20 protein-coding genes are annotated in these 16,956 nt (G+C 50.3%); 12 read left to right on the top strand and 8 right to left on the bottom strand.

The features are described from left to right. Positions 1–9: 9 nt before the first annotated feature. The 6 genes from F463_RS0108310 (at position 10) to fdx (ending at position 4,913) form a co-directional block, all read left to right on the top strand. Positions 10–1,227 (top strand): IscS subfamily cysteine desulfurase, encoded by a 1,218-nt coding sequence (locus F463_RS0108310; protein ID WP_018986613.1) that lies wholly within the window; start codon positions 10–12, stop codon positions 1,225–1,227. 175 nt (positions 1,228–1,402) lie between these two features. Then, positions 1,403–1,786 carry a Fe-S cluster assembly scaffold IscU gene (gene iscU, locus F463_RS0108305; RefSeq protein WP_018986612.1) on the top strand — a complete coding sequence of 128 codons (384 nt, stop codon included), beginning with the start codon at positions 1,403–1,405 and terminating at the stop codon, positions 1,784–1,786. 1 nt (position 1,787) lies between these two features. Beyond that, the gene (gene iscA / locus F463_RS0108300; protein ID WP_018986611.1) at positions 1,788–2,111 is read left to right on the top strand and encodes an iron-sulfur cluster assembly protein IscA; all 324 of its coding nucleotides are present in this window, start codon (positions 1,788–1,790) and stop codon (positions 2,109–2,111) included. 52 nt (positions 2,112–2,163) lie between these two features. Next, a complete protein-coding gene (gene hscB / locus F463_RS0108295; RefSeq protein ID WP_018986610.1) occupies positions 2,164–2,676 on the top strand; it encodes a Fe-S protein assembly co-chaperone HscB in 513 nt (170 codons plus the stop codon). 4 nt (positions 2,677–2,680) lie between these two features. Further along, on the top strand, positions 2,681–4,570 hold the full coding sequence (gene hscA / locus F463_RS0108290) for a Fe-S protein assembly chaperone HscA (RefSeq protein WP_018986609.1): 1,890 nt from the start codon (positions 2,681–2,683) through the stop codon (positions 4,568–4,570). Between the two features lies 1 nt (position 4,571). Next, on the top strand, positions 4,572–4,913 hold the full coding sequence (gene fdx / locus F463_RS0108285; RefSeq protein WP_018986608.1) for an ISC system 2Fe-2S type ferredoxin: 342 nt from the start codon (positions 4,572–4,574) through the stop codon (positions 4,911–4,913). Positions 4,914–4,990: 77 nt separating this feature from the next. On the opposite strand, the gene F463_RS0108280 is transcribed toward fdx, so the two are convergent. From F463_RS0108280 to F463_RS0108265, 4 genes are all read right to left on the bottom strand, one after another. Beyond that, positions 4,991–5,635 carry a carbonic anhydrase gene (locus F463_RS0108280; protein ID WP_018986607.1) on the bottom strand — a complete coding sequence of 215 codons (645 nt, stop codon included), beginning with the start codon at positions 5,633–5,635 and terminating at the stop codon, positions 4,991–4,993. A 46-nt stretch (positions 5,636–5,681) separates the two neighbouring features. Further along, entirely contained in the window at positions 5,682–7,268 is a 1,587-nt protein-coding gene (locus F463_RS0108275) for a SulP family inorganic anion transporter (RefSeq protein WP_018986606.1), read from the bottom strand. A 92-nt stretch (positions 7,269–7,360) separates the two neighbouring features. After that, complete coding sequence (locus tag F463_RS0108270) at positions 7,361–7,648, bottom strand: hypothetical protein (protein ID WP_018986605.1); 288 nt, start codon at positions 7,646–7,648, stop codon at positions 7,361–7,363. Between the two features lie 81 nt (positions 7,649–7,729). After that, complete coding sequence (locus tag F463_RS0108265; RefSeq protein WP_018986604.1) at positions 7,730–7,987, bottom strand: hypothetical protein; 258 nt, start codon at positions 7,985–7,987, stop codon at positions 7,730–7,732. Positions 7,988–8,127: 140 nt separating this feature from the next. Between F463_RS0108265 and F463_RS0108260 the strand changes: the two genes are divergently transcribed. Genes F463_RS0108260 through F463_RS0108250 form a run of 3 tightly spaced genes read left to right on the top strand, consistent with a single transcriptional unit; the run spans position 8,128 to position 11,346 of the window. Beyond that, positions 8,128–8,895, top strand: coding sequence for a response regulator transcription factor (locus tag F463_RS0108260; protein WP_018986603.1), 768 nt, complete (start codon positions 8,128–8,130; stop codon positions 8,893–8,895). A 2-nt stretch (positions 8,896–8,897) separates the two neighbouring features. Then, complete coding sequence (locus F463_RS0108255; RefSeq protein WP_018986602.1) at positions 8,898–10,871, top strand: hybrid sensor histidine kinase/response regulator; 1,974 nt, start codon at positions 8,898–8,900, stop codon at positions 10,869–10,871. 19 nt (positions 10,872–10,890) lie between these two features. Then, entirely contained in the window at positions 10,891–11,346 is a 456-nt protein-coding gene (locus F463_RS0108250) for a response regulator (protein WP_018986601.1), read from the top strand. A 4-nt stretch (positions 11,347–11,350) separates the two neighbouring features. Here F463_RS0108250 and F463_RS0108245 read toward each other — a convergent pair whose 3' ends face one another. Further along, entirely contained in the window at positions 11,351–11,605 is a 255-nt protein-coding gene (locus F463_RS0108245; protein ID WP_018986600.1) for a hypothetical protein, read from the bottom strand. Positions 11,606–11,811: 206 nt separating this feature from the next. Here F463_RS0108245 and F463_RS0108240 point away from each other — a divergent pair, with 206 nt between their 5' ends. Further along, positions 11,812–12,147 (top strand): PepSY domain-containing protein, encoded by a 336-nt coding sequence (locus F463_RS0108240; RefSeq protein WP_018986599.1) that lies wholly within the window; start codon positions 11,812–11,814, stop codon positions 12,145–12,147. 25 nt (positions 12,148–12,172) lie between these two features. On the opposite strand, the gene F463_RS0108235 is transcribed toward F463_RS0108240, so the two are convergent. From F463_RS0108235 to F463_RS0108225, 3 genes are read right to left on the bottom strand one after another with little or no spacing between them, the layout of a single operon-like run. Beyond that, positions 12,173–13,501: an ATP-binding protein gene (locus tag F463_RS0108235; protein WP_018986598.1), complete on the bottom strand. Its 1,329-nt coding sequence runs from the start codon at positions 13,499–13,501 to the stop codon at positions 12,173–12,175. After that, a complete protein-coding gene (locus tag F463_RS0108230) occupies positions 13,498–14,163 on the bottom strand; it encodes a response regulator transcription factor (RefSeq protein ID WP_018986597.1) in 666 nt (221 codons plus the stop codon). Before F463_RS0108230 ends, F463_RS0108235 begins: the two co-directional genes overlap by 4 nt. Next, on the bottom strand, positions 14,163–14,489 hold the full coding sequence (locus F463_RS0108225; RefSeq protein WP_018986596.1) for a PepSY domain-containing protein: 327 nt from the start codon (positions 14,487–14,489) through the stop codon (positions 14,163–14,165). The genes F463_RS0108230 and F463_RS0108225 overlap by 1 nt, the downstream gene beginning before the upstream one ends. Positions 14,490–14,663: 174 nt before the next feature. Here F463_RS0108225 and ribA point away from each other — a divergent pair, with 174 nt between their 5' ends. Then, positions 14,664–15,263, top strand: coding sequence for a GTP cyclohydrolase II (ribA, locus tag F463_RS0108215; protein ID WP_018986594.1), 600 nt, complete (start codon positions 14,664–14,666; stop codon positions 15,261–15,263). A gap of 118 nt (positions 15,264–15,381) precedes the next feature. Beyond that, positions 15,382–16,653: an O-acetylhomoserine aminocarboxypropyltransferase/cysteine synthase family protein gene (locus tag F463_RS0108210; RefSeq protein ID WP_018986593.1), complete on the top strand. Its 1,272-nt coding sequence runs from the start codon at positions 15,382–15,384 to the stop codon at positions 16,651–16,653. The last annotated feature ends 303 nt before the right edge of the window (positions 16,654–16,956 follow it).

Below are 16,956 nucleotides of genomic sequence, written 5' to 3'. Positions count from 1 at the left end.
AGCATGAACATGTCTGAAAGAAAGCCGATTTACCTGGATTACTCTGCGACCACACCGGTAGACCCGCGTGTTGCGCAAAAAATGATTCCATACCTGACCGAAGACTTTGGCAACCCTGCTTCGCGTAGCCATCCGTATGGTTGGACTGCCGAACAAGCGGTAGAAAATGCCCGCGAAGAAGTGGCCAAGCTGGTGAATGCCGACCCCCGCGAAATTGTGTGGACTTCAGGTGCCACCGAGTCCAACAACCTCGCCATCAAGGGTGCAGCACACTTTTATGCTGGTAGCAAAGGTAAACACATTATCACCTCTGCCACTGAGCACAAAGCTGTACTCGATACCGTGCGTGAACTGGAGCGAGAAGGTTATGAAGCCACCTACCTGCAACCAGAAGCGGATGGCCTGATTTCACTGGAAAAATTTAAGGCAGCGATTCGCCCGGACACCGTGCTGGCTTCCATCATGCTGGTCAATAACGAAATTGGCGTGATCCAGGATATCGAAGCGCTGGGCAATGTCTGCCGTGCCAATAACATTATTTTCCATGTGGATGCTGCGCAAGCCACCGGCAAAGTGGTCATTGATCTGGAAAAGTTGCCTGTAGACTTGATGAGTTTTTCTGCTCACAAAACCTATGGCCCCAAAGGCATAGGCGCCTTGTATGTCCGCCGCAAGCCGCGTATCCGTATCGAAGCACAAATGCACGGTGGCGGCCATGAACGTGGCATGCGTTCAGGTACGCTGGCGACCCACCAGATCGTGGGTATGGGCGAAGCTTTCCGCATTGCGCGTGAAGAAATGGCCAGCGAAAACGAACGTATCCGCATGTTGCGTGACCGGTTGTTGAATGGTTTGTTGCAAATAGAGGAAACCTATGTCAATGGCGACCTTGATCACCGCGTTCCGCATAATCTGAACGTGAGCTTCAATTTTGTGGAAGGCGAATCTCTGATCATGGCGATTAAAGACATTGCGGTGTCTTCAGGTTCTGCCTGTACATCGGCCAGCCTGGAGCCTAGCTATGTATTACGTGCCCTGGGCCGTTCCGATGAACTCGCACACAGCTCGATCCGTTTCAGTATCGGCCGCTTCACGACCGAAGCTGATGTGGATTACACGATTGAGTTATTGAAGAGCAAGATTGGAAAATTGCGTGAATTGTCCCCATTATGGGAGATGTTCAAGGATGGGATTGATTTGTCCAAAGTTGAATGGGCAGAGCATTAAAATTGATCTTTCATCGCCTGGAGGCGTTGTCGGAATGCTTGTTTAGATGCACTAAACGGCACATGCCTCCGCCTTCCCAGACAATGAAATCTTCAATTTTCGAGTGTTTGAAAGTTAATTAAAAAATTAAAGCCAAAGCCATGTTGCTAAGGCATTTAATTTCAAGGAGTGTTAAATGGCTTACTCAGATAAAGTATTAGATCACTACGAAAATCCACGTAATGTGGGTTCACTGGACAAAAATGACCCTAACGTGGGCACCGGCATGGTCGGCGCACCTGCGTGTGGTGACGTGATGAAACTGCAAATCAAGGTCAATGACGCTGGCGTGATCGAAGATGCCAAGTTCAAGACCTATGGTTGCGGTTCTGCGATTGCTTCCAGCTCGCTCGTGACCGAATGGCTGAAAGGGAAAACGCTGGACCAGGCGCAAGAGATCAAGAACTCTGCCATTGCAGAAGAACTGGCCCTGCCACCTGTTAAAATCCACTGCTCCGTATTGGCAGAAGACGCAATCAAATCTGCGATTGCAGACCTGAAATCCAAACAAGGTCATTAATATGGCGATTACCCTGACTGAAACAGCAGCCAGCCGTGTCGAGAAATTCCTAGCCAACCGTGGCAAGGGTGTCGGTTTGCGCCTGGGCGTCAAAACCACTGGCTGTTCAGGCATGGCCTATACGCTGGAATTTGTGGATGAGTTACTACCGGAAGACGTCATCTTTGAAAGTCACGGTATCAAAGTCATTGTGGACCCAAAAAGCCTAGTGTATATCGATGGCACGGAGCTGGACTTCACCAAGGAAGGGTTGAACGAAGGCTTCAAGTTCAACAACCCGAACGTGAAGGACGAGTGTGGTTGCGGGGAATCCTTTACCGTTTAAGCCTGACCAGGGCACTGCAATGCCCCTCCTCCATGCCGGTTTTCTTGAGTATATGCAAAACTACTTCGCACTGTTTCAACTGCCACAGCAATTTGAGTTAGATCTAACTCAACTGGATAGCCAGTACCGTAAATTACAAGCCGAAGTGCATCCCGATAAATTTGTGAGTGCCTCACCTGCCGAACGCATGCACTCAATGCAGATGGCGACGCTGGCAAATGAAGCTTACCAAACGCTTAAACACCCCACCGCCCGTGCACGCTACCTGTTGCAACTCCAGGGTATCACTACAGATGAAGAAAACAACACTGCCATGCCCGCTGATTTTTTAATGGCACAAATGGAGTGGCGCGAGGCCATTGACGATGCCAAGTACAGCAAGGATATCGCTGCACTGGATACCTTATTGAAGGATATGCGCGCGCAAGCCACAACTTTGCAGCAGCAAGTCGCAACAGAGATCGAGACAGCGCCCACCCTAGCTGCACTCACCGTACGCAAATTGCGTTTTATTGATAAAGTGAGTGAAGATGTGAATCAACTGATCGCTCAGTTGGAAGATTAGTTTCATGGCCTTATTACAGATTTCTGAACCCGGACAATCCCCAGCACCCCATCAGCATAAGCTGGCCATTGGCATAGACCTGGGTACGACCAACTCCCTGGTCGCCACTGTGCGTAGCGGCATGAGTACAGTGTTGCATGACGAACATGGTCATGCATTGCTACCTTCTGTTGTGCGTTACCTCAATGACGCCGTAATTGTCGGTCACGAGGCGCAGGCTGCACAAAGCCAGGACCCGGTGAATACCATCGTGTCGGTCAAACGCTTTATGGGGCGTGCATTGCATGACATCACCGATAGAGCGCATATCCCCTACCACTTTGTTGAAAATGACAGCTCACAAGGCATGCTGGAACTCAAAACCCGCGCAGGGTTGAAAAGCCCGGTGGAGATTTCTGCCGAAATCCTCAAAACACTCAAAGCCCGTGCCGAAAAAGCTTTAGGCGGTGAACTCACGGGGGCCGTCATTACCGTCCCCGCCTATTTTGACGATGCCCAGCGCCAGGCCACCAAAGATGCTGCACGCCTCGCAGGGTTGCATGTATTGCGCCTGCTCAATGAGCCGACGGCAGCGGCAGTCGCCTATGGTCTGGATAATGCCGCCGAAGGTGTCTATGTCATTTATGACCTGGGTGGTGGCACCTTTGATATTTCTATCTTACGCTTGAGCAAAGGCGTATTTGAGGTACTGGCCACCAATGGCGACTCAGCCCTGGGGGGAGATGACTTCGATCATCGCATTTATTGCTGGGTACTGGACCAGGTACGCAGCAAGACCAAAGACTTCAAACCGCTCACCGAAGAAGATACACGCCTGTTGCTGACTAAGTCACGCCAGGCCAAAGAATGGCTGACAGATAACCACGAAGCCAATATTGTCTGCAAACTGAGTAATGGTGCACTGGTTGATGAAACCTTGACTGACAGCCAGTTTGTCGCACTGACTGAACACCTGGTCATCAAGACGCTCAGCCCTACCCGCAAAGCCATGCGTGATGCAGGCCTGAACATTGCAGAAATCAAAGGCGTGGTACTGGTCGGTGGCGCCACCCGTATGCCGCATATCCGCCATGCGGTACAGGCTTTTTTCGAGCAGGAACCGCTGACCAACCTTGACCCGGATAAAGTCGTGGCACTCGGTGCCGCTATCCAGGCCAATGTGCTGGCAGGAAACCGCAGTGACGAAGAATTACTGTTACTGGACGTGACCCCGCTCTCACTGGGGCTGGAAACCATGGGCGGACTGGTTGAAAAAGTTATTCCGCGCAACTCTACACTGCCGATTGCACGTGCACAGGACTTCACCACTTACAAGGATGGCCAGACCGCCATGGCCATTCATGTTGTGCAAGGCGAGCGTGAACTGGTCAGTGACTGCCGCTCGCTGGCACGCTTTGAACTGCGTGGCATTCCCCCAATGGCAGCCGGCGCAGCGCGTATCCGCGTCACTTTCCAGGTAGATGCTGATGGGCTGCTATCAGTCAGTGCACGCGAACAAACCAGCGGCATAGAGGCCAACATCACGGTCAAGCCCTCTTATGGCCTCAGTGAAGACCAGATTAGCGGTATGCTGAAAGATTCGTTTGGTGCTGCTGAGAGTGACAAACAAGCACGCATGCTGCGTGAAGCTGTTGTGGATGCTCAACGCCTGGTCGAGGCGATTCAAGCAGCACTGGCAGAAGATGGAGAGACGTTACTATCTGCTGACGAACGTCAGCAGATAAACGCCCATATAGACACCTTATTGGCCTTGTGCCAGGGCGACGATAGCCAGGCCGTTAAACAGGCTACTGAAGCACTGAACCATGCCACCGAGGCATTTGCTGCCAAGCGCATGGATGCCTCGGTACAAAAAGCCCTGGCCGGTAAAAACCTGGATTCACTGGAACTATGATATGCCAAAAATAACCGTATTACCTCACGCTGAGATCTGCCCGGAAGGCGCTGTCATTGAAGCAGATCAAGGCACATCCATCTGCGATGCCTTGCTCAAGCATGACATTGATATTGATAATGCCTGTGGCGGCGTCTGCGCTTGCACCACCTGCCATGTGATTGTGCGCGAAGGTTTCAAGAGCCTGAATGAGATAGAAGAAGACGAAGAAGACATGCTGGACCGTGCCTGGGGACTGCAATCGCAGTCCCGTTTATCTTGCCAGGCCATTTTGCAAGAAGCCGATGTCACCGTCGAGATTCCTAAATACAGTATCAATTTGGCCAAAGAAGGCCATCATTAATCAATACATTTAGGGACTGTTAATGTCTAAAAAAAGCCGATGCAAGCATCGGCTTTTTTACGGCGACGATCTGGCAATTAGCCGACAAATGTCTCTTCAAGGAATTTCACTTTACCATTTGAGATATCGTAAATCGCGCCGACAATACCGATCTGCTTGCTTTGCAACATATCGTCGACAATGTCACTGCAACGGATGATGGTATCGATTTGATATTTCACATTCAGCGCACAAATCTTTTCCACGAAATCGCCATTCTTGGAGTTGCGCTGCGCCGGGTCAGAGACTGTTTTCTCATGACGGATAGAGGGTTTGATCAGGTTGATAATCTCACCAATATGACCATCCTTGAAATCATCACAGGCGGCTTTGACAGCGCCGCAAGATGTATGGCCCATGACCACAATCAGCTTGCTACCGAGATATTTGCTGGCAAACTCCAGGCTGCCCATCGCTTTATCTGAAGCGATATTTCCTGCCAGGCGGACACTGAAAATATCGCCAAGTGCCTGGTCAAACAATAGTTCTACAGGGGCACGTGAGTCACTGCAACTCAAGAAAGAGGCAAATGGGTGTTGTTTGTCCTTGGTAATCTGGATCAGCGTCTGAAAGTCTTTATCCTCCTCACGGTCACTCGTAAAACGGCGGTTGCCTTCGATCAAAATATCCAGTGCTTCACGCGCGGTCATTTTGTCGCGGTCCAGTAACGGGTGTTTGTACATATTACGTATCCTCTATCAAATAATTATGGTGACGCTTGTTATGAGGCTAATGCCCCAGTAGATGTTTGGGCGGATTGTATTGTATGGTTTCCACCTCAATATTTTTCAATATGGCATGTTGCTGATAATCATGGATAAACTCGACGACATCATAGGCAATTGATTTGCTGTTAGTACAATCAATCACGACCTTGCTGTTGGCCGGAATGCTTTCCAGCACCTCCAGGATGCTGGCCTTGTTAAAGAAGGAAACTTCTTCCGCAAGCACCAGGTGGAACACTTCCCTGCCCTCAACGCTTGAACGTGTCTGCTTGATGTAATGCGAGTTACGGTAGCTGTGGTGCAAGGTGAAGAAAACAGCCACCACCAGGCCCAGGCCAATACCGGTGAGCAAGTCAGTAAACACAATAGCGACTATCGTCACGATAAATGGTATGAACTGCTCCCAGCCCAATGCATACATTTGCTTAAACAGGCTGGGTTTTGCCAATTTGTAACCCACCATAATCAAAATAGTGGCCAGGCTGGCTAATGGGATCATATTAAGGAAGCTGGCAATGGTGACAGCACTGAGCAAGAGCCAGAAACCGTGCAACACCGCTGAGAGTTTGCTTTGCGCACCAAAAGTGATGTTGGCGCTGCTACGCACAATTACCTGTGTGATCGGTAAGCCTCCGATCAGGCCGGAAACCATATTACCCAGGCCTTGCGCCTTGAGTTCGCGGTTGGTGGGCGTGACGCGCTTTAAAGGATCCAGTTTATCGGTCGCTTCCACACATAACAGGGTTTCCAGACTGGCAACAATGGCCATGACCAGTGCCGTCTTGATCACGAGTGGCTGCGCCACCTGGCTGAAATCCGGATGGGTAAAGAAGCTGGCAAAATCACCCAGGCTTTTCGCCACCGGCAAACTCACAATCTGGTCTGGACTCAATGTGTAACCCAGCCATTGATTCATAAACGCCCAGTTCAAGGCAATGCCGACCAATACAACGACAATCGGGCCTTGCAACAGCTGGAATACGCGATGTTTTTTGGTTAATACCGTGTCCCATAAAATCAGGATCGCAAAAGACACCGCAGCAATCAAGATAGCACCAGGGGTTAACAAGTCCCACGCTTGCAGAATATCGCTAAAGGTATTGTGGCCGCCCGCCTGCTCAAATGCCTCATCCCCTTCAAAGTCGGCATCGTAGCCAAAAGCGTGGGGAATCTGTTTCAGTATAATCAGCAGACCGATACCCGTCAGCATGCCTTTAATCACGGAAGAAGGCACAAAATAGGCAATAAAACCAGCCTTGAACTGCCCCAGCAGAAACTGGAAAACGCCTGCCAGGACAACGGCTGCCAGAAAAGTTTCGTAAGAACCCAGGTTGCTGATTGCTGCTAGCACAATGACAGCCAGACCAGCCGCTGGGCCACTTACACCCAACTGCGAGCCACTGGCCAGCCCAACGACAACACCACCGATAATGCCGGAAATCACGCCGGAAAACAGCGGTGCGCCCGAAGCCAGCGCAATTCCCAAACAAAGTGGCAGTGCCACAAAAAATACAACAATAGAGGCTGGCAAGTCTCTATTAATGTGCTTGAACAAGTCTAGCGGTCCGGACGCTGGGACGGAGGTTGACATGATGTGTATCCTTCACAAACTTAAGTTAATTTTTATTTTAATAATACACAAAACCCCGCAATCGTGCGGGGCTGAGGTCTATCATACATATTCTAATCGTTATTCGTAGGGGCAATGTAAGGACGCTTACCAATAAAGTTTAAGCGCATTTGCTGGTGCTTGTCGTAGCCTTTGTCCGGGCTATCGGTGACAATCCCCGCCCCCACCCATTTTTCATCCTGACTTTGCTTGGCAGTCGGGATTTTGGAATAAGGACGCTTGCCTAACGAATGGTTGTGTTGCATCTGGTTAATTGATGGCTCTTGGTCTAGCGATTCTTCTGCTTGGGCTGAAGCCATTAAACCAAATGTCATCAAGAGTACCAATAATAATTTACTCATTTTTCGCTCCTTCATCATTTATGTGTATACATCTTTCCAGATGTAAACTGATTATGTCGCATGAACCTTACGCAACACTGACTAGTAAGCCCGCTTGCCAAGGGAGTGCATTTTCAAGGTTTGCTGGTGGTTATTATTGTCCACTCTCAGCGTGGCACCCACCCAAGCCTGCTCAGCATCGGTTTTAGCTACCACAGGCTGTTGATACGGGCGTTTGCCCAGAAAATGTACATGATGTATGTTGTGAACACTGTCACCGGTATTGGTTTCAGCCGCTTGTGCTGGCAATACCCATGCAAACCCCAAGATCATTGTGATAACTACAGATACTTTACGCATATTCTTTCTCCTTCATGGTTAATCAATCTATTTACTCGCTTCAGTGAATCTTGATGCATTCACGATGGTTTGCATTTTGCCCGGGTTCTGACAACAAAAAATCTCCCGATATAGGTAGTTCGATATATACTAAACGGCATATGCCAAATGACACTCCATCCCCACCCACAGAAAGCGCGTTTGCTTTACGCAACGCGTTGAAACAAACACAAGTGCAAATCGCTCATGAAAGGTTGTTTGAGGGATTTGGGCAAAGGCTGTTTACGAGTGGATGGTCTGAAGAGCTGCTGCAATGGCTGTTAGACGAGATGTGCATGCAATTTGGTGCGCCACATGGTTTAATCAGCCAGCAACATGCAGGTGCACTCAAGATACTGGCGCAGCGTGGCAAAACCTTTCCCATAGGCGCGCGCGTGCCCATGCTGGGAGCGCTGGCAGTCTGGCTCAAAGAACCCATCCATTTCGAAGTGCATAACCAATTCGTCCCAAGCCTGTGGACGATACAAGGCAATACAGAGCCAGCACTGCACTGCTATCACTTGCCGATTGCCTGCCAGCAACACGCGGTAGGATTGCTTGGGCTCATGACCAGCAACCCCTTAAACACGAATAGCCTGCAAGTGTTGCACAGTATCTGCGGTTTGCTGGGCTTTGCCTTGCGCGGTCAGACCCAAACCGCAGCAGCAATTGATGACAGCTACTTGCAGAAACTCACGCCTCGCGAGCGCGAAGTGTTTGCCCTGCTGCCTTCTGGCGCCAGCAATGCATTATTAGCGGAGAAACTGGGCATTTCACCAGGCACAGTCAAGATTCATATCGAACGAATTCTAAGCAAACTGGACCTGAATGACCGCACCCAGGCCGCAGTCAAGGCTGTGGAAGCTGGATTCAAAAGTGACGGCTTATAATCATGAAAGCCTTATTGCATGCCATCCACAATCTCTCCAGCCGCATGGACCACCTGTGGCAGGACTTATCATTAACCATCAAAGGCATTGTGCTCAATGCACTGCCCTTGACTGTTCTGCTGGCTTCGCTGGCCCTTATTTTTGAGAGTGAACAACAGGCGGCCTTGCTGGAAAGGCGCGTGCAAAATGCGCTACAAATCCAGCAGGACATCCAGACCCTGCAAACCCTGTTACTGGAAGCATCGACCGGGGTGCGTGACTTTCTGCTGACGGGTAACCGCCAGTTCCTGACGGGCTATGAAAGTGCGAAGCAGAGCATGCCTCAGCTGCTTGATTCTCTGGAACATAACCTGGATGATCAATCGCAACAGCAACTGTTACAGGTAATTCACCCCCTGGTCGCCAAAAACCTGGATGACCTGGCTGCCCTCGCCAGCCACAGAAAAGAAAAAGCTGACGAAGCCCTGATCGAAAAGTTCAGTTCGCAGGGCAATGCCTTAAATCAACTGAGGGCTCATCTGGAACGCATGAGCCAGCGTGAATCGGCGATTGTCGAGCAGGATAAAAAAGAGGTGGTTTACGAACGAAAGCGTAATTTACGCATCACGCTGATGGCTGTGATTGCCGGTGTGCTGGGTTCACTGATTGGCGTCTGGATATTCAGCCAGACCATTGTCGCCCGGGTGCGGACCATACGTGACAGTGCCATCCACCTGGTCAAAGGGGAACCATTGGCGTTACCCAGCATCAGCCGTGATGAACTGGGCGAACTCACCAGCGAACTGGAACATGCCTCGCAACTGCTGACCCAGAGTGCGCAGGAAGCCCACCAGGCGCGCGTAGAAGCCGAAGAAGCCAGCGCCGCAAAAAGTAATTTTTTATCTCGCACCAGCCACGAATTGCGTACCCCCCTCAATGCCATCCTCGGATTTGCGCAAATTCTCGAAAATGACTTGCCGGAAGGGCGGCAAAAAGACAGTGCCACACTGATACATAACGCGGGGCAGCACTTACTGAAGCTGATTAATGAAGTGCTGGATATTTCGCATATTGAAAGTGGGGATATCAGCATGTCGATGGAAGTCATCGCCCTGAATAACTTGCTAGAAGAGGCTTACCACTATTTAAAACCTTTGGAAAAGGTGCGGGACATCACCATAGAAACACACTTTGAACCTGCATTGACCGTTCGCGCCGACAGGCAACGGCTGTTACAAGTCATCCTGAACCTGCTGGCTAACGCCTTGAAATATGGTCCGGAAAATTCCAGTGTGGCCTTCAGTGCTTACCGCCAGCAGGGCAACATCCGTGTTGATGTGCAAGACCAGGGACCAGGCATCCCGGCAGACTTACGTTCCCGCTTGTTCACGCCTTTTGACCGGCTGGGCGCTGAGCGCACAGTGACTGAAGGCACCGGCTTGGGCCTGGTGCTCAGTAAACAGTTAATGGACGCCATGGGTGGCCAGATTGGAGTGGCAGAGGATAAAAGCCTGTTCTGGATCAGCTTGCCTGAGGCAAAGCAAAAGGCCGCGGCGCCTGCCATCAAACAAGCGGCGGCCATTGATGCTTTACCACACAGCACCTCTCCGACTTCGCCAGTAGCAAAACGCCATGTGCTGTATGTGGAAGACAATCAGAGCAACCAGGCACTGATTGAAGCGATCATAGGAAAACACAGGCATCTCAAGTTACACCTGGCTGCCAGCTTGCAGGAAAGCATGATCTGGTTACGCGATATGCAACCGGATTTATTGTTGCTGGACCTTAACCTGCCCGATGGCTCCGGTGAGACACTGATCAACCATATCCAGGCAAGCCGAAAAGATTTACAAAACATTCCGGTGCTGATATTGAGTGCAGATGCCCTGCCAGAAACGATACAACGGCTAAATGCCTTGGGAATTACCCATTACTTCACCAAGCCATTGAATGTCGCCGCATTCAACCAGTTACTATTAAAATTATTGCCAGAATAAAATTCTGAGAGCTACCCACATGAATATCGAACAACTACGCGCTTCCAAAATTTTAATCATTGATGATGCCGAAGCAAACCTGAGGCTGCTGGAAGAGCTGCTGACCAAGGAAGGCTTTGAACAAGTCATCAGCACCACGGACCCGACCAAAACCATGGATCTGGTCAATGCGTTCCAGCCTGACCTCATTTTGCTCGACTTAATGATGCCGGTACTGGATGGCTTTGCAGTATTGGACCAGCTCTCGCATCATCTGGGTCAGAATGAATACCTGCCTGTGCTGGTACTCACAGCAGATGCCACCATCGCGACTCGCCGCAAGGCGTTGGCCTTGGGTGCAAAAGACTTTTTAACCAAGCCTTTTGATCCAATGGAAGCCATGTTGCGTGTCTGGATATTGCTTGAGACCCGCTGGTTGTTTACCCAGCTCAAACAGCATCAACCCAACTTGCAATTACCAGGCTATTCAAGCTGATATTTTACTCGGTTGCCAAAGGGGCAAGGTAAGCGCGTTTGCTCGCAAACTGCAAGCTCGTTTGCGCACGTAGTGCCTGCAAATGAGTGTCTTTTTTCAAGCTGGCGCCCTCCCAAGCCTGATCTGCATTTGCAACAGACTGCTCAAGCAGCGGTCTTTTCGCAATATTTTGAGTAACAACAGCCTGACTTGCCATGGCAGATCCAGCAAATGACAATGTAACCAAACCAACTACACCAACTAATTTCGCTGTTTTCATCGTAATCTCCTTTAATTGACACTTCGTTGTTGCCGCCCTGTTGAGACGGATTTCATGGTGTTCACTGTAGCGCACTTGTCTTACATGAGACTTTCACAAAGCTTTCATCAAGCTGAACGCCAGCCCAATAAAAGCACATCATTATTCAGCTTGAATTAAGGCACGCTCTGTATGGTGAAGCCTCAATAAACAAAATGGAGAACATGATGAGCACATTGATTCACAAACCTGCAAACCTTTTCATCATCACCCTGCTATGTGGTGTGATGATGAGTCAACCAGCCTGGGCCGATGATGACGATGATCCTGCCAAAATCGCCGAAATGGCAAAAGCCTTTGGCCTGATTTCATTGGAAGAGGCGCAGACAAAAGCCTTGGCCGCCAAACCGGGTGTCGTGAAAGAGGTAGAGCTGGAACGCCGTAAATTCCGTTCCGGCTGGGACTATGAGGTGGAAATTGTTGATAGCAATGGCGCCGAATGGGAAGTGACTATTGATGCCAAAACGGGGAAGGTCAATAGCGTCAATCGTGACTGGTTCTAATAAGCGTTGATCTAATATGCCTGCCTCAGGCAGGCATTAATGCGATATGCACACACAACCCTCCCAAGCGTTCGGAGTGCACGAGTGCAATGTGACCATGATAATGTTGCACAATATCCTGCACAATCGCCAGGCCCAGGCCGCTGCCCGGTTTGGATTCATCCATCCGCATGCCACGCTGTAACAGGGTTTCAAGCGCTGGCGCATTGCTTCCTGGGCCGTCATCCTCGACAACCACCCGGATAGCATGCTCCACTGAGATGGTTAATTGCACCTGGCTATTGCACCATTTAAACGCGTTATCCAGTACGTTGCCGAGTAACTCCAGCATATCTTCACGGTCTATCATCACGCGCGCCTGACCATCATGCTGCCAGGCAAAAGCCACGGTCTTTTCGCTGTAGATCTTTTGCAGTGTTGCCACCAGCTTAGGCAGCTCCACTTCCAGGTCAGTGTATTGACTGGTATACACGTCGCCCATCAAGCGGGCGCGTTTTAATTCACGCTCCACATCCTGATGAATATCGTCAGTGCAGCTTTGTATCATTTGCCGTAACTGGGCATCACTTTCTGCCGTGGCATCCCCAGATAATAATTGCAGCTGGGCGAGACGGGTTTTGAGCCCGTGCGCCAGATTGCCAATGGCCAGCCGTGAGCGCCGGGTTTTCTGGCTGGCGCTTTTGAGAATACGGTTAAATTCGTTGATAAGCGGCATCACTTCCGCCGGGCCGCTGGCATGAATCTGCTGCAATTCACCGCTGGCCACTTTGGCCAGACTTTCCTTGATCTGTTGTAAGGGATTCAGCGTATTCACGACGATCCAGCGCTGTAAAGCAAGCAGCGCCAGCAAGCCCAGCAAGGAAAACACGCCATACAACCAATGAAACATGCGCAAACTTTGTTGTAACTCCACCAGGCTTTCAGCCACATAAATCGTGATGGTTTTTTGCTGCTTGCGGTAGCCATGCCCCAATAACAATAATGGCTGCGATTCGGGGCCGGTCACGTGCGTCACCTGCTCTTCACCCACTTTGAGCGCTTGAACAGGTAGTTCGACATCCCACCATGAGCGGGATTTGGCTTTGTGTGACTCATCTAGCATCACAATAAAATAGCGCCCGGAAAAAGGACGCTGATAGGAAGCCGTCATCACATGCGGCGCTAATACCAGCTGACCTTTTGTATTGACCGTCACGCCAGCAAGCACGCCTTCTGCTTCCTGTTGCATGCGCGCCCTCATCTGCGACTGGATCAAATGATCTATGGTAAAGGTGACCACAGCCCATTGCAGCGTCAGCAGCCCAACCAGGCTTAAGGTCAGCCCCCACGACAGCTGCCTGCGCAGGGACTTCATACCACCGTACTCCCAAATACATAACCCTGACCACGTTTGGTCTGGATTTTATCCACGCCTATTTTTTGTCGCAGACGGTTCACATACACCTCAATCACATTGCTGTCTTTATCAGCGTCATAGGCATACACGTGTTCAGTCAGTTCGGTTTTAGAAAAAATGCGGCCAGGATGCAGCATGAGGTAACGTAACAGCCTGAACTCGGTGCCCGTCAACACATGCGCCGTTTCGCCCTGCCAGACGGTTTGTGTGTGCTCATCCAGTTTTAAATCCTCAACCACCAGGCCACCGCTAACGACCCCAACCGTGCGCTTGTGCACCGCACTAATGCGTGCCAGCAACTCTTCCATATGAAAAGGCTTGGTTACATAATCATCTGCCCCCAGGTTAAAGGCCTCTACCTTCTCCTGCCAGCTACTGCGGGCCGTCAACACAATCACCGGCATGCAAAGGGCTTTACTCCGCCATTCGGCCAAGACTTCCAGTCCGGGCCGACCCGGCAAGCCCAAATCGAGAATCACCAGGTCATACGGCTCCAGCTCACCTTGAATACCAGCTTCCACACCCTCTTGTAACCAATCACACGCATAACCAGCGGCCTTAAGCGCTTGTTGGGTTTGCGCACCAAGTACGCCATCATCTTCTACCAACAGCAAGCGCATCAGTCGTCCTGCTCCATTTTCAGCAATTGCCCGGTCTTGGCATCCAGTTTCAACTCCCACACCTGGCTGCCGGCATCCAGTATGTCAATCTCATACACATAGCGCCCATGCTTCTTCTCCAGTTCTACCTCAAGAATTTCACCGGCTTTATAGGACTTGGCTTTTTGCGAGATTTTTTCCAGGCTCATGATTTCCCCCTTGGCAGATAAGCGGCCAGCGTTGGCTGGGCTTTCCCCCGAATCAGCACGCGGTAAAAAAAACAGCGTGACAAGCAAAACCAACAAGGCAAACCAGCCCATCCATGCACGACGTTGCGTCCAAAACATGTATAACAAGCTCCTGAAAACGGCACACATGGCAAAGTTTAACAGTATCCATCTTAAACCAAGCTTAAATGCAGGCCGCTATCACCGGCAAAAGTTCAGATTAATTGCGCAGGGATACTTTAAAAACCTGGCAAACGCTACAATATGACATTGAGCCTTTAATCACCCGCTGACATGCAATTTTTATCCCACACCTCCACTGCCAGATTACCCACCCAGTTTGGCGAGTTTGATATCCATGTATTCACTGACAGCCGCAATGGTTTGGAGCATGTCGCCCTGGCTTATGGGGAATTGCAAGGTGCCACCGACCCGCTGGTCAGGGTGCACTCAGAGTGCCTGACTGGAGATGTATTCGGCTCTACGCGTTGCGACTGTGGTGAACAATTGCATCATGCCCAGCGCCTGATCCAGGAAACTGGCCAGGGCTTGATCCTCTACTTGAAAAATCATGAAGGGCGCGGCATAGGCCTTACCAATAAAATGCTTGCTTACGCCCTGCAAGACCAAGGCATGGATACCGTAGAAGCCAATGTCGCCCTGGGCTTGCCGATAGATGCCCGCACTTACGAAAGCGCAGCAGAGATGCTGCGCTACTTCGAGATTAATAGCATCCGCCTGCTTTCCAACAACCAGGAAAAACGCACTGCTTTGCAGTCTTTCGGTATTACGATTAATCAGCAAGTCCCTTTGTTGACGACGCCTACCACAGAAAATCTCAAGTACCTGCAGACCAAGTCAATGAAGCTTGGGCATTTGATTCCGGACTTGTGACTAGCCTCCCATCGCCTCATAAATAAAGGTTATAAGTCATTCACCAAATGTTATAACCCTCTGCTTGCGTCGGGGTTATACTGCTTTTTCCAATAATCATAAGCAGGAGAGCGACGAGATGAAGCAAGAGACCATATATATCCATGGCGGCTATCAACCAGACCCCACTACCAAGGCGGTTGCGGTGCCCATTTACCAAACGACCTCTTATGCGTTTGATAATACTCAGCATGGCGCAGACCTGTTTGACCTCAAGGTACAGGGCAATATATACACCCGCATTATGAATCCCACCACTGCGGTACTAGAAGAGAGGCTTGCACAACTGGAAGGCGGCATTGGCGCATTGGCATTGGCTTCTGGCATGGCCGCCATTACCTACGCGATTCAAACCATTGCCGAGGCAGGCGATAATATTGTTTCTGTCTCCACACTCTATGGCGGCACCTATAACTTTTTTGCGCACACCTTGCCCAAGCAAGGTATAGAAGTCAGATTTTTTGATTACCGCGACCCGGCTTCACTGGAAAAACTCATCGACAGCCGCACCAAACTAGTGTTTGCTGAAACCATAGGCAACCCGCTCGGCAATGTGGTCGATCTCGCCGCCATCAGCGCCGCCGCGCATAAACATGGCGTACCGGTGATTGTCGATAACACCGTCGCCACGCCCATTCTATCGCGTCCATTTGAGCATGGCGTGGATATTGTGGTGCACTCGCTAACCAAATACATCGGCGGTCACGGCAACTCGATTGGCGGTATCATCGTCGATAGCGGCAAATTCCCATGGGGCGAGCACGCTAAACGCTTCACCAGCCTCAACACCCCGGACCCCAGCTATCATGGCGTCAACTACGTCGAGGCATTAGGCCCCGCCGCCTACATCGCCCGCGCCCGCGTCGTGCCCTTGCGCAACACCGGCGCCGCCATCAGCCCATTTAACAGTTTTTTGATTCTGCAAGGCCTGGAAACGCTTGCACTTAGAATTGAAAGACACAGCACCAACGCTCTGGCAATCGCAAATTATCTGAAAAACCATCCCAAAGTGAAATGGGTCAGATACGCCGGGCTTGAAGACCATCCCGACCATGCACTGGTGAAAAAATACCTCAACGGCCACGCCTCAGGCATTTTGTCTTTTGGCGTACAAGACGGCCGCGAAGGCGGCACCCGCTTTATTGACGCGCTGCAACTGTTCACACGCTTGGTCAATATTGGCGATGCAAAAAGCCTCGCTTGCCACCCCGCTACCACCACCCACCGTCAACTCAATGCAGAAGAACTGGCACGTGCAGGTGTGAGCGAAGATATGGTCAGGTTATCGGTAGGCATTGAGCATATCGATGATTTGATTGCAGATTTGGAGCAAGCACTGGCGAAGGTTTAAAGCTGATCAAAAACTGGCCATGTCGGTTTTTGATATTGCGAAAAATAATGAAAGCGCAGCAGCGATGCTGCGCTTTTTTCGTTTATAAACGATTTCATATCGGCAAAAATTTTAAATATCTGCCTATCTAATAGGTTTAGGCAATATCTTGCCATCACTTTAAAGTCGTTCTTATTGTAGAAATGTAGTTTCACTGGTAATTTTGATAATGTATCCCATGGGAAAAGAGTTGCGCACCCTACAACATGGCTACGCTAATCAGCTCGCTTCTGCAGATTTTGAAGACAAGGCGACTCATTTCAA

Origin of the sequence: Methylophilus methylotrophus DSM 46235 = ATCC 53528 (genome assembly GCF_000378225.1) — a bacterium.
Lineage (GTDB): Bacteria > Pseudomonadota > Gammaproteobacteria > Burkholderiales > Methylophilaceae > Methylophilus > Methylophilus methylotrophus.
The sequence above is the reverse complement of the archived record's forward strand: the minus strand, read 5'-3'. Positions and strand labels throughout refer to the sequence as shown.

Bases quoted from the DNA above. Each gene is read 5' to 3' on its own strand.
- F463_RS0108310 (WP_018986613.1), top strand. From the start codon at position 10: ATGTCTGAAAGAAAGCCGATTTACCTGGATTACTCTGCGACCACACCG.
- iscU (WP_018986612.1), top strand. From the start codon at position 1,403: ATGGCTTACTCAGATAAAGTATTAGATCACTACGAAAATCCACGTAAT.
- iscA (WP_018986611.1), top strand. From the start codon at position 1,788: ATGGCGATTACCCTGACTGAAACAGCAGCCAGCCGTGTCGAGAAATTC.
- hscB (WP_018986610.1), top strand. From the start codon at position 2,164: ATGCAAAACTACTTCGCACTGTTTCAACTGCCACAGCAATTTGAGTTA.
- hscA (WP_018986609.1), top strand. From the start codon at position 2,681: ATGGCCTTATTACAGATTTCTGAACCCGGACAATCCCCAGCACCCCAT.
- fdx (WP_018986608.1), top strand. From the start codon at position 4,572: ATGCCAAAAATAACCGTATTACCTCACGCTGAGATCTGCCCGGAAGGC.
- F463_RS0108280 (WP_018986607.1), bottom strand. From the start codon at position 5,635: ATGTACAAACACCCGTTACTGGACCGCGACAAAATGACCGCGCGTGAA.
- F463_RS0108275 (WP_018986606.1), bottom strand. From the start codon at position 7,268: ATGTCAACCTCCGTCCCAGCGTCCGGACCGCTAGACTTGTTCAAGCAC.
- F463_RS0108270 (WP_018986605.1), bottom strand. From the start codon at position 7,648: ATGAGTAAATTATTATTGGTACTCTTGATGACATTTGGTTTAATGGCT.
- F463_RS0108265 (WP_018986604.1), bottom strand. From the start codon at position 7,987: ATGCGTAAAGTATCTGTAGTTATCACAATGATCTTGGGGTTTGCATGG.
- F463_RS0108260 (WP_018986603.1), top strand. From the start codon at position 8,128: ATGCCAAATGACACTCCATCCCCACCCACAGAAAGCGCGTTTGCTTTA.
- F463_RS0108255 (WP_018986602.1), top strand. From the start codon at position 8,898: ATGAAAGCCTTATTGCATGCCATCCACAATCTCTCCAGCCGCATGGAC.
- F463_RS0108250 (WP_018986601.1), top strand. From the start codon at position 10,891: ATGAATATCGAACAACTACGCGCTTCCAAAATTTTAATCATTGATGAT.
- F463_RS0108245 (WP_018986600.1), bottom strand. From the start codon at position 11,605: ATGAAAACAGCGAAATTAGTTGGTGTAGTTGGTTTGGTTACATTGTCA.
- F463_RS0108240 (WP_018986599.1), top strand. From the start codon at position 11,812: ATGAGCACATTGATTCACAAACCTGCAAACCTTTTCATCATCACCCTG.
- F463_RS0108235 (WP_018986598.1), bottom strand. From the start codon at position 13,501: ATGAAGTCCCTGCGCAGGCAGCTGTCGTGGGGGCTGACCTTAAGCCTG.
- F463_RS0108230 (WP_018986597.1), bottom strand. From the start codon at position 14,163: ATGCGCTTGCTGTTGGTAGAAGATGATGGCGTACTTGGTGCGCAAACC.
- F463_RS0108225 (WP_018986596.1), bottom strand. From the start codon at position 14,489: ATGTTTTGGACGCAACGTCGTGCATGGATGGGCTGGTTTGCCTTGTTG.
- ribA (WP_018986594.1), top strand. From the start codon at position 14,664: ATGCAATTTTTATCCCACACCTCCACTGCCAGATTACCCACCCAGTTT.
- F463_RS0108210 (WP_018986593.1), top strand. From the start codon at position 15,382: ATGAAGCAAGAGACCATATATATCCATGGCGGCTATCAACCAGACCCC.